The organism is Acetobacterium bakii (assembly GCF_001263355.1).
In the GTDB taxonomy this organism is placed as follows: domain Bacteria; phylum Bacillota; class Clostridia; order Eubacteriales; family Eubacteriaceae; genus Acetobacterium; species Acetobacterium bakii.
Genome location: NZ_LGYO01000067.1, coordinates 38,269 through 51,979 on the forward strand (window position 1 = coordinate 38,269; position 13,711 = coordinate 51,979).

Here is a 13,711-nt window from a genome sequence, read left to right on the forward strand (position 1 = left end):
GATAATTTGGAGATTAAAAAAATGTTTAGTAAAACAATGGGGCAGAGGATTTTGTCCCTGATGTTGGTGACGATTATGGTGGTGGGTTTGTTTCCGCCGATACCGGTGCAGGCTGCGGATAACGTTTACGGCGTATTAAAAAGTGACAGTCTTGTTTATGCAACTAATGAAGGAAATACGGAACTACCGGGCGACGAGATTGATAGGAATGAATTGACACATTTGTATGTGGACAATGGCGTATCATCAATTGAACAAAATGCTTTTCAATATTGTCCGAAATTAACTACGGTGAGTATGCCTTCTGTAACGACAATTGGTGATTCAGCTTTTTCGAATTGTTCCAAATTAACATCTGTGTTTCAACCCAACGTTATATCTATTGGTAATAATTCATTTCAGGGTTGTGGTTCGCTAAGCAGTGTTGACTTGCCGGAGGTTTTATTTATTGGTGCCTATGGGTTTTCTGGTTGTGAGGCTTTAGCGAGTGTAAATTCACCGAAGTTAACAACCATTGGTGATTATGCGTTTGATAACTGTAATAATTTTGCGAATCTAACATTGGGTGCGACACCGCCAACGGTTGACGCCTGTGCGTTTGGTGCAGCTCCTCGCACAAATCTTACGGTTGCTGAGAATAGTGTGTCTGACTATGAATCAGCGGATGCTTTCGGTACTCAGGGTTATTGGTACGATTGGGCATTACCTTATCATCTTACGGTAAATAATGGAATCACCAGTGGTGATTATCGCATCGGTACTACTGTTTCCGTTACGGCGAATCCCGCGGAAGATGGAATGTCTTTTATTGACTGGACGATTGATAATAAAGGTCCTGGTTTTGAGTTAGTTGATAAAAATAAGGTAACTACGACTTTTGTTATGCCCGGTAAGGATGCCGAAGTAACCGCTTGGTATGTGGCTGATCCAGTAGCTACTTTCACGGTTACGTTTAATGAAAATAATGGTGTTGATGCTACGACGTCACAAGTAATCAGCGCCGGCACCCCTCAAAATTTGACGCCAAACGCGTTTACCCGAGTCGGTTATAGTTTTACTGGATGGAATACAGCAGTTGATGGTCAGGGGACATCTTATGCTGATGGCGTTTCTTTTACGGCAACGGCAAATACTACGCTTTATGCCCAATGGACAGCCAGTGTGCCGGCAACACCTGGTTACGGCGTTTTAAGGGTTGATAACAAAGTTTATGCTACCAATGCTGATAATACCAAAAAAGATGGAGGCATAATTGATAGGAATATAGTGACGCATCTTTTTGTCGCTAATGATGTAACAAACATTCGTATGTTATCGTTTTTTAGTTGTCCAACGTTAATTGAAGTAAATATGCCACATGTAACATCAATCGGGGACCAGGCATTTTATGGGTGTACTAAGTTAACAACGATTAATGCACCTGAAGTAACGACACTCGGTTTTTGGGCGTTTGCCGAATGCGTCAATCTTAATAACATTACTTTGGGAGCAACACCACCAAGCGTAATGCCTGACGTATTTGATAAGTGTCCACGAACATCGCTTAATATCGCTGGTGGCAATACTTCGGATGCGATAGCTTTATATGAAACGGCTGATGCCAACGGGTCACCGGGTTTCTGGTACGGCTGGCAGTTAGTCGGTCAAACATATGCCCTGAGTTATAACGCAAATGATGGTGCCGGATCTATGTCACCACAGAGTTTTGCACCCGCAACGGCACAACCACTTACGACAAATACGTTTATCCGAGCCGGTTTTGCTTTTAACAATTGGAATACTTCGGCTGATGGTACAGGTACATCGTATGCTGATGGTGCATCATTTACGGCAACGGCAAATACGACGTTGTATGCTCAGTGGACCGAAAATACGCCTTCGCCGGCAGCAGAACCTGGTTACGGCGTATTGCGAAGCGGTAACAAAGTTTATACAACTGATGTGACGAACACTAAAACTGATGGTGTTGAAATGAATATCGCCGATGTAACGCATCTGTATGTTGCCGATGGTGTTACAGCAATTGCTCCAGTATTATTTGCTAATCGTCTTAATTTGATTGAAGTAAATGCCCCCAGTGTAACCTCGATTGGTGAGAGTGCTTTTTCTGGTTGCGTTAACTTAGCAACAATAAACTTTCCCGTTGTAACATCACTAGGTTATGAAGCCTTTCGAGATTGCGCGGGTTTAACCACAGTGTCGCTACCAAAAGTAACGACTGTAAATGCATATGTATTTATGGATTGTAGTAATTTAACAACTGTTGATTTATCAGAGGCTCTAACCCTCGGTGAAAAAGCGTTTTCTGGTTGTAAAAAGTTAAGTACAATAACAGTACCAAAAGTGATAACGATTGGTACAGAGGTCTTTGTTAATTGTGTGGGTTTGACTACGGTTGATTTGCCTGCGGTAATGGAAGTAGGCGACTATGCATTTTTTAATTGCGGTGGGTTAAAATCTATCAATCTACCGGTTGCAACAACAATCGGCAAATACGCTTTTAATAAATGTAATGACCTAATAACGGTGGATCTACCGTCGGTTACGACACTCTCTGACTATGCCTTTGGTTTTATGAATGGTTTGACATCGGTTAGATTACCGGCAATAACATCAATAGGCGTGGGTGCATTTTATAATTGCCCTGTTTTAGCTAATCTTGCTATTGTTATTTCGCCACCAACGGTTGGCGAAGATGCATTTCAAGGTTGTCCGAAAACAAATATTTCATTTATTGGGGTCACGACCACCGCGGAAATCAAATCGGTCGTTAGTGCATATGACGTTTCATATGCGATAGCTAACCCGACTGATGAACGGGTTGGTTATTGGTATGGTTGGGCGTTACCACATACGCTTAGCGTAACTGATGGAACGGTAAATAGTCCCTCTGATACCGGATTATATCCGACCGGAACAACGATTTCGGTTACAGCTAATACACCTCCCGAGGGACAACGTTTTGTAAATTGGGGGACGATGCAGGATCGTGGTATTGGTGATGACGACGTGGTGTTTGCTGATGCGAAGGCCACAACAACAACCTTTGTTATGCCGGGACGGTATACATCTGTTAGTGCCGGTTTTGAAGCGTTTACTCAATATACGGTAACATTTAATGCAAACGGCGGTTCTGGTCGTATGTTCGCTCAAATATTTAATGACGTTGAGACAAAGAATCTTACGCATAATGCGTTTACAGGTGTCGATTGTTTGTTTGCTGGTTGGAACACACGTGCGGATGGGTCAGGAACCGCTTATGCTGATGATGCATTCTTTACGGCATCGGCTAATACTACATTATATGCTCAATGGGTTTACGACTATGGTGTTTTAAAAAATGACGGTAAGATTTATTTGAGCAACTCGGATAATACCAAAACCGATGGTCAAGTAATTAATAGAAATTCAGTGAAACATTTGTTTGTCGATGCGGGTGTAACAATAATTGATGAAGTGGTTTTTCAGAATTGTACTAATTTAGTAACGGTTGATCTTTCAAAGGTTGCTTCATTAATAATTAAAAAGGACGCCTTTCATGGCTGTACCGGTCTGACGACTATTGATTTAAAGAATGTAACAAGCGTTGGTGAAAGTTCTTTTGAAGGTTGCGAGTTATTAACAACGGTTGATCTGCAAAATGCGACTGAAATTGGAACGGGTTCATTTGGTAATTGTTCTGGTTTGACAACGGTCAACATTCCGAAGTTGACTTCGATACCAAAGGGTGCATTTTATGAGTGCTCGAATTTAACAACAATTGATTTATCAAAGGTAACGACTATTAATGAGTTAGCGTTTGCTCTTTGTGCAAAATTAAAAACGGTTGATCTTTCAGCGGTAACAACCGTTGGTTTTGCAGCGTTTGGTTTATGCACAAGCTTAGAAAATGTTGAACTCCCACTCATAACAACACTTCCCGAGTCACTATTTTCCCAATGCACGGCTTTAAAAACGGTCAGTATACCAAAAGTAACCGAACTTGAAACGTGTGCGTTTGAGGAATGTACGGCTTTGACAGACTTAACCGTCGGCGCAACCCCACCAACCGTCGGGGTTGAAGTGTTCAAAGATTGTTCAAACAAAACGAATCTTAAAATAGATGGTGGAAACACCATTAAAGCAATCGGTGATTACAACGCCGTTGATGACGGCGATGTCCGTGAGAATTATTGGTATGACTGGCAACTTAAGATTGATGTTTATGCTCTGACTGTAAATGGCGGAACCGGAGGCGGTAACTTCGCTCAAGGAACCGACGTAACGATTACAGCGGGAACAGCACCAAATGGACAACGCTTCAAATCATGGTCTCAAAATGGGGTCACACTGGCAAAAGCAACAGATGCAACAACGACGTTTGTTATGCCCGGTAATGCAGTTACGGTAACGGCTGAATATGAAGCCATACCGATAATCACCATTGATTTTAATGCTAACGAGGGCGTCGGAACTATGCCACAACAACAGGTTAGTAATCCTTCGCAAACCATAAACACAAACGTATTTACGCGCACCGGTTACACTTTTACCGGTTGGAATACCAGTGCTGATGGTTCGGGTACACATTATGTTGATGGCGATACCTTTACGACATCCGTAAATATCGTTTTATACGCGCAGTGGTCTTTACTTGCTGAACCCGGTTACGGTGTTTTAAGGGATGATAATAAGGTTTATGCCACCAATCTAAATAACACTAAAACAGATGGAGAAGAAATGGGAAACACATTGGTGACACATTTATTCGTATCATCTGATGTAACAGCAATTGATAATAGTGCATTTTATAAGTGTATCAACCTAACCACAGTTGATTTATCACAGGCAACATCGATCGCAATTGGACCGTCGGCGTTTGCTGAGTGTATCAATTTAACGACGATTGATTTGTCAAAAGTAACATCTATCGGTGATCACGCATTTTTTAAATGTAGCGGTTTAACGACAATTGACTTATCAAAAGTAATAACAATTGATGCTTTTGCTTTCTGTTCATGTACGGGCTTAACCTCGGTTGATTTATCGGAGGTTACGACAATTTCGACGGGTGTCTTTAGCTTGTGCAGTAGTTTAGAAAGTGTCAATATGCCAAAAGCAACCGAGATTAAAGTTGGTGCGTTTGCTGATTGCGAATCTTTTGCAAATATTATCGTGAGCACCACACCGCCACATGTTGAGCTACCAACAGTTTTGGGTGTGGACATTGCGTTTTTTAATTGTCCTTGTACTAATCTGAGCATTGTCGGTGGTAATACATTGGCAGCAATAACGGAATACAAAAATATTAGTGGTACTTCTGACAATTCCTGGTACGGTTGGCCACTCAAAGCCAACGCTTACGATCTTCTTGTAACGGGCGGAACCGGAGGCGGTCACTTCGCTGAAGGCACTGAAGTGACGATCACCGCGGGAACCCCACCAACAACAGGACAACGATTTAAATCATGGACTCAAAATGGGATTGTGTTGGCAACGGATGCAATAACAACATTTACTATGCCAGGAAATGCTGTTACGGTAACAGCTGAGTATGAGGTCATTCCAGTGACCAGCATCAGCTATGATGCCAACGGCGGCGCGGGTACCACGGCATCACAGCAGATCAGCGAAGGTAGTCCACAGGCTCTTACTAAAAACGCATTCAGCCGGGCCGGCTACAGTTTTAAAGACTGGAACACCAGTGCCGCTGGCACGGGCGCCGCCTACGCAGACGGTGCAGCATTCAGCGCATCAAACGTCACAGCAACGACAACCCTGTATGCCCAATGGACCGAAAACACCTACAAGGTATCGGCAACCGTCGTAAACGGCAACGGCGACAAGCTGTCCGGTGCGAAGATTGAGCTTAAGAAGGGCGACACCACCATCGGCGCCGCCGTCACAACCGGTGCAGACGGAAGCTTTAGTTCTGTTCAAGTGCCAAAAGGCGGTTACAGCCTGGTGGTCAGTAAAGATGGCTTCACGGTCACAACGCCAGTGACGGTCAATGACGCAGACATCCAACTGGGGGCGATTGTCCTTTATCAAACCCTGACGGTCAACAGCGGCACCGGAACCGGTAATTACGGCGAAGGCGCAACGGTCACCATTACAGCGGCCGCACCGGCAGCCGGACAGCGCTTCACAACATGGACGGTTGCAGGCGAAGGCGTTACTCTTAATAATGCCGCCGCGGCAACCACGACCTTCACCATGCCGGCCAACGCCGTCGCAGTGACTGCCAATTATGAGGTCATTCCGATAACCAGCATCAGCTATGATGCCAACAGCGGCACGGGTACCACGGCATCACAGCAGATCAGCGAAGGCAGTCCGCAGAACCTTACTAAAAACGCATTCAGCCGGGCCGGCTACAGTTTTAAAGACTGGAACACCAGTGCCGTTGGCACGGGCACCGCCTACGCAGACGGTGCAGCATTCAGCGCATCAAACGTCACAGCAACGACAACCCTGTATGCCCAGTGGACCGAAAACACGCCGGCAGAACCAGGCTACGGTGTTTTAGGACATGACGGCAGAGTCTATACTACAAATGTGGACAATACCAAAACAGACGGCGTGGTAATCGATAAAGCGACTGTTCAAACAACCGTGACACATCTGTTTGCGGCAGATGATGTCAAATCAATTGAAGATTCGGCATTTTGTAATTGTGAGGTTTTAACCACCGTTACGATGCCAAAGGTTACTGCAATCGGGGAAGAGGCTTTCAATGGCTGCCAGGCGTTAACCAGCGTCGAAGTGCCAGCGGTAACCTTAATCGACGAGGGGGCATTTTCGATGGATGACGCATTGGTTCATATCAATATGGCAGCGGTAGAAACAATCAACGCCGGCGCCTTTGCTAACTGTGAAAAAATGGAAACAGCTGAGATGCCGGCGGCAACCTCAATTGGAATCGCTGCATTTGCTAACTGCAGGGTTTTAACAACGGTAAAAATGCCCTTGATCACCTCAATTAACGACCAGTTATTTATAAATGATAAAGCCTTAACCACGGTGGAAATACCGAAGGTAACCTCAATCGGTACTGCCGCATTTGCTGGTTGCGGAGCCTTAACCACGGTGGAAGTGCCAACGGTAACAGCAATCGGTATGGAAGCATTTTCTCAATGTCCGCTATTGAGTAACCTCACCGTGGGGGCAACCCCACCAACGGTTGGCAAAGATTCGTTTAAAGCATGCAAACCCACCAATCTCACCATTGTCGGCAAAACGCCTGCGGCTATAGCCGCATACGAGGCAGCGGATACCAGTACTCCCAATGGTTATTGGTATGGCTGGGCGTTATCCTATCCACTAACGGTAAACAAGGGAACCGTAAACGAGGCGACAGCAAGTGGCGACTATCGTATCGGCACAACGGTCACCATTAGAGCGACCGCACCGGAAGACGGACAGCGCTTCAAGGAATGGACGATTCAAAAAGGCGACGTTGTGCTTGCTAAAGCCACGGACGCAGAAACGACCTTTACCATGCCGGGGAAGACAGTCGAAGTCACTGCCAATTATGAGGCCATTCCGGTAACCAGCATCAGCTTTGATGCCAACAGCGGCGCAGGCACCACGGCTTCACAGCAGATCAGCGCCGGCAGTCCACAAAACCTGAGTGTCAACACATTCACACGTGTTGGTTACAGCTTTAAAAACTGGAACACCAGTGCCGACGGCAGCGGCACCGCCTACGCCGACAGTGCACAATTCAGTGCATCCGTAACAGAAAGTGTCGTCCTGTATGCTCAGTGGACCGACAACAAAAACACGTTCACGGTGTCGGGAACGGTTGCGGACAGCGCAGACCAACCGTTGTCTGGTGCGGTTGTTAAGCTGATGCAGGGCAACGCTCAGATCGGCGTAAGCATCACAACTGATGTAGACGGGGGTTTTACCATTAATAACGTGCCCAACGGCAACTATAATCTGGTGGTCAGTAAGAATGGTGTTGTGGTGACAACCCTTGTAAATATTAATAATGCCGATCCCGGCTTTTCAAGTGCCATCATCCTTCCTGACGAAAAGATGAACAGTGAGGTCGTGGTGAAAGAAAATACGCCGGCGATTGTTGTCGGAAATCTTGAACAGCAGTTTACCGATGCAGATAAAGTTTTAGCAGCAGCAGGCGATTTGGTTGAGATCAAGTTTACTGCGGAAGCAGAAGACGAAACGGCGCCAAATGTTGGCAATATAACCGCCGCTGCAGCAGCAACTGGAAGAACCGTGGGGATGTTTATTGATTTTTCCGTATTTAAAACAATCGGTTCGGCCGCGCCAGACTCACTTCCCGAGCTGCCTTCTCTGATTGAGGTATTGATCCCACTTGATGCTTCCCTGCAAGGCAAAACAGATTATACGATTTATCGCTACCATGGTTCGGCTGTCGAGGCGATTACCAAAATTCCTAATGCACAGGGCGAGAAAATTGAGCTGATTGACGACGGCGCAACCATTAAACTGAGCGCCAAAAAATTCTCCACCTACGCCGTTGCGTATGCTGAAGCTGTTCCTGATCCTGGCCCAGGACCAAGCCCGGTCCAAACATATACCCTAACTTATAACGAAAACGGTGGTACCGGTATCATGAAGGAACAGGTCTTCGCCGAATCAACGAAACAGGCCCTTATTAAAAACACATTTGAACGCACCGGTTTCGGCTTCGCCGGCTGGAACACCAAACAAGACGGCACTGGCACAGCTTATGCCGACGGGGCAGACTTTACTGCCGCAGCAACGACAACCCTGTATGCCCAATGGACCGAAAACGAAATCACGTTACCTGATGGCGTAACCTATCGGACGCACATCCAGAACAACGGCTGGGAAACCGCCTGGACATCGGATGGCAATCGATCCGGAACCGAGGGCCAGAGCCTGCGCCTGGAAGCCATTGAGATTAATCTTACCGGGGAAAATCTGCCAGCCGTGGCACACATTGAATACTTAACCCATGTGCAGAATACTGGCTGGGAAACGGACTGGACAAGAGATGGTCAGCCCGCCGGAACAGAGGGACAGTGCCTCCGCCTGGAAGCCATCCAGATCCGGCTGGTGGATATGCCGGGGTATTCGGTGCAGTACCGAGTTCACGTTCAGAATCAAGGCTGGGAAACTGCCTGGTCCGCCGACGGCGACAGCGCCGGAACCGAAGGTCAGAGTCTGCGGCTGGAGGCCATTGAAATCAGACTGGTTAAAACAAATGACTGAGTGCCGATACGGAACAGGGACACTTAATTTATTGGTGAGGCACTAAAACAAAGCGAGACGATTCGGGTTCTGCGGAACTGGAGTCGTCTCGCTTTTATATCGCTTTTGTTTTCTTTAGTTTACCAAAAAATGCATTGATTATGAAAAATATGACGGCAAAGCGGTTATTTATGTTGAGTACTGTTACCGCGTCTGTTTATGTGATAGTATTAGCGTAGAATAATCTGCTTTAAAATGGTGCTTTGCAACATAGGGAAGAAATTCAGGAGGAAAAGACATGGAAACTAAAAAAACAATCAGTAAAACAAAGGGAAAGAAAATGTGGTCCTTAGTCTTAGCCCTGGTATTGTCGATAGGGCTGTTGCCTCAAATGACAATTCCGGTACAGGCAGCAGAAGATGTCTTCGCTGTTTTAAGAAGTGACGGTATCGTCTATGAAACCAATGCCGACAATACCAAAACAGACGGTGTTGCAATCGATAAAACGACGTTTAGAAATACTGTCACAGTGCTGTTTGCCGCCGAAGATGTCACGTCTATCGGTGACTGGAGATTTAATAATTGCAACGCTTTAACAACGGTTAATATACCAAAGGTTACCTCAATTGGCTTCGGGGCGTTTAATTTCTGCACAGCTTTAGCCAGTGTCGAAATGCCAGCGGTAACCTCAATCGACGAGAGTGCCTTTGCTTTTGACGATGCTTTAATTCATATCAACATAGCGGCAGCAGAAACTATCGCCGTCGGAGCATTTGCTCACTGTGAAAAATTAGCAACGGCTGAAATGCCGGCTGCAACATCAATCGGCGAAGGTGCATTTGATACTTGTGTGGCTTTAATCTCGGTAAAAATGCCTGTGGTTACCTCAATTGGCGATATGGCATTTAATAGAGGCAGAGCCTTAACCACAGTCGAAATGCCCGCGGCAACGGCAATCGGGTATGCCGCATTTGCCAGCTGCAAAGCTTTAATCACGGTGAACCTGCCCAGGGCAATGTCAATCGGAGAATCGGCCTTTGCCGGCTGCACGGCCTTGACCACGGTGACAATGCCAAGTATAACTGCAATTGGAGCGGAAGCATTTAATGAATGCCCGGCCTTTGCCAACCTCACAGTGGGAGCAGCGCCACCGACTGTTGGCATCAACGGGTTTGCACTGTGTCCGTGTACCACCCTGACCATTGCTGGCGGCAACACCCAGGCGGCTGTGGATAAATACAATGCCGTTAACGATGGTGATGCCCGGGAGGGTTACTGGTATGGCTGGGTGTTAGCGGTTGACATGCCATTAACCTATGCTGTTACGGTAAACGGCGGCACCGGAAGCGGTGATTATGAAGTCGGCTCAAGTGTTGCAATCGAAGCTAACACTCCTGAAACAGGACAGCGTTTGACGATGTGGACGGTTGAAAGCGGCGACGTCATCCTTGCCGATCCGAAAGCTGCAAGTACAACCTTTATCATGCCGGCGGGTGTTGTTGAGGTGACCGCAGCCTATGAGGTCATTCCGCCGGTCCAAACTGGCACTGAGAAAGTACTGACGGCCTCAACAAATAATCCCAAAACAGGTACCAATAGCTCCCTTGGGGTACCCATCAGCGCAATAATGGGATTGCTGGGGTTGGGATTATACATAAAGGCCAAGGGCAAACAGTGTGATTAAGACGATCAGCATTGGCATATAATGCTTCTGATGAAATACCAAACGACTGATCCCATCGGCGGTTTTAGGCTGTCCGGTGGTTTTTTTTATGGATCCATCTAAAAAAGACAACAGATTAAGGCATTTAAGAGATATACAAACAACAGAAAACGGTTTGCACTTATAAAATGAGTTTGCTTCAAAATAGATGAAGTAATAGAATTTATAAATAACGCAGAAGGGCATAATGATGAGCGAAAAAAATGACTACCGAGCACTGTTCAGAATAACCTTAATGAATTTCCTGATAACCGGTGTGTTGGCACTGGGATTTATGACCTATCTCTATTTTTCAACGGGTTCACTGTTGTTTCTGATTCAGGTTGTGGCCAACTTTGGTTCCACGGTGACCTTCGGCATGTATGCCCTGGTCTTAAAAAAACAGGCGGACAATAAATCCTATGCCTATGAATATGGCCTGGGAAAATTCGAGGCCATCAGCACCTTTGCGGGATTCATTATCCAGGATGTGAACCTGATCATCCTGGCAGTGCTGGCGGTGAACGACTTTATCCATGTGGATATGGATATTTCCTTTGGTTTTCTGGCGTTTGCCTATTCATCAGCGGTTGTCCTCTATGATGCCGCGGTTATTATCATTCTGAAAAAGAAAAGCCGCAGTGACAATGGCATCGTTAAGTCTCAGATTGTGGATTGTTTCAATGAGGGTCTGCAGCTGGCGGTAACCCTTGGGGCAATGGCTCTGGTCACCCTGTTCCCGGATAGCATGGGCATTTACCGGTTTCAGTACATTATCTGTCTGGTGATTATTGGGTATTGCTTTTATGTCAGTCTGGAGCCCATTAAAACCAGTGTCAATTCACTGCTGGACAAATGTACCGATGAAAAGGTGGCCCAGAAAATTTTAAAAGTCCTGGCTGTGAATTTCGAACTGTATGAACTTTTCGAGACCTATCATACCCGGGTATCGGCCAGTACCACCTTCATTGATTTATTCATCGGCTATGATGATGCTTTGACCGCCAGAGAGATATTGCAGAGAAATGCAACAATCGAAGGCGACATCAGGAAACTGATTCCCGATGCGGTCATCAACTGTATTTTGATCGGTGATTCGGCTGACACAGTCAAACAGGGGGATTAGATGAAAGAACCAATGAAATACCTGATGTATGAGATCATGACCTTGATCGGACGTTGTATTATGCTGGAGTTAAGAAAAAATTCGAAAAATGCCAACAAGCGCAGCCATCGGAAACTCCTGCGGCTTCTGCACAAAAACAGAAACACCGCATACGGAAAAAAATATCATTTTGCCGAGATCCATTCCTATGATGACTTCAGAAGAAGGGTTCCCCTGTCGGATTACAGCGACTATGATGGATACATCAAACGGATGCTTGACGGCGAAACGAACCTGATAACCGCTGCGGCGGTTGATTTTTATGCGGACAGTTCCGGGAGTACCGGAAACCCCAAACGGATTCCGGTTACCCGAAAAGCAGCCCTGGAAATGACAAAATATACGATATTCACGCCGTTTGCCATTGATTGGGAATACTTTAAACAACGTTCCCAAAAATTATCGACTGGCTCGGTTTTGTTCATGCAGGAATATTCCGCGGATAGACTTTCCAATGGGGCGGAGTTGGGCTGCATCACTGAGACCCCGCTTAAAAAAATCAAACCGTTTCTGCGTTTGATCAGTGCGACACCGCTGCCGGTGATATTCCCGTCGGATATCAAAAATATGGATATGAAATATCTGAAAATGCGTTTTTCAATTGAAAAAAGAGATGTCACCTATATCAATGCCATTTACGGCATTGTTGTCTATGAACACATGCGGTACCTCGAAGAGTATTGGGAGCTGTTATGCGATGATATCGAAAAGGGGATCATCAGCGCCGGGGTGCAGCTATCCGAGGCGAATCGCAGGGAATTAAGGCCTTATCTTAAACCAAATCCAAAACGTGCTGCGGAATTGCGGGCCATCTTCAAAAAAGGGTTTGATACTCCGGTATTGCCGCAAATTTGGCCCCGTTATTCATTTACAACCGCCATCTTCACCGGCAGTTTTGCCTTTTATCTGGATAAGCTTAAAAAATATGTGGGAGATCTTCCGTTTTCCTATTTCGGGTACGGCGCTTCGGAGTGTGGCATTGCCGTTGCCGACAAAATGAACAGCGGTGATTTTCCGTTAGTACAGGATGGTGCCTTTTATGAATTTATTCCCGAGGATGGCGGTGAACCGCTAACCATGGATCAGCTGACTGTGGGCGAGAACTATGAACTTGTGGTCACCAATCTTTCGGGGCTCTATCGTTACCGAATGGGGGACATGGTTTTAATCAAAGGCTTTATGAATGAACTGCCGATCATTAATTTTGCCGGCCGGAAAGATAAAAGCGCCAACATTGTGGGCGAAAAAACCACAGAGGAACATTTCAGCTATGCGGTCAAGGAACTGTCCCAGGGAACCGGCATGGATATCATCGATTACGGCGTCTGGGTTGATAAGGAAACCGAACCGCCCTGCTATGTTATTTTCATTGAAACCCCGATGCTTCCAGCCACAAAGGCACAGGAAAACAAATACCGTCATATGCTGGAAGATAAACTCAACTTTGCCAACAGCACCATCGCCTTTTATATCGACACAAAGCAGATGGGAAGACTGACACTCTGTTATCTGAAAACTGGGACCTACAGCCGCTATTTTGATATGCTGAATAAAAAAGCCGGGACCAGCAATCAAATTAAGCCGGCGCATATCATTGTCAAACCTGAACTTGCTGATTTTTTTCACAGCAATTGCAAAAATTTATTTTAGATAAGAAGGAA

General features: G+C 45.9%; 4 protein-coding genes. All 4 read left to right on the forward strand.

Features of this window, described 5'->3' with window-relative positions; translation table 11 throughout:
- Positions 1–21: 21 nt before the first annotated feature.
- The 4 genes from AKG39_RS19870 to AKG39_RS18225 all read left to right on the forward strand — a co-directional run bounded on the left by AKG39_RS19870 (position 22) and on the right by AKG39_RS18225 (position 13,700).
- Complete coding sequence (locus AKG39_RS19870; protein ID WP_126981287.1) at positions 22–9,204, forward strand: leucine-rich repeat protein; 9,183 nt, start codon at positions 22–24, stop codon at positions 9,202–9,204.
- Between the two features lie 277 nt (positions 9,205–9,481).
- Complete coding sequence (locus tag AKG39_RS18215) at positions 9,482–10,867, forward strand: leucine-rich repeat protein (RefSeq protein ID WP_050741835.1); 1,386 nt, start codon at positions 9,482–9,484, stop codon at positions 10,865–10,867.
- A gap of 229 nt (positions 10,868–11,096) precedes the next feature.
- On the forward strand, positions 11,097–12,011 hold the full coding sequence (locus AKG39_RS18220; RefSeq protein ID WP_160316225.1) for a cation efflux transmembrane domain-containing protein: 915 nt from the start codon (positions 11,097–11,099) through the stop codon (positions 12,009–12,011).
- Positions 12,012–13,700 (forward strand): GH3 auxin-responsive promoter family protein, encoded by a 1,689-nt coding sequence (locus AKG39_RS18225; protein ID WP_050741837.1) that lies wholly within the window; start codon positions 12,012–12,014, stop codon positions 13,698–13,700.
- Positions 13,701–13,711: the final 11 nt, after the last annotated feature.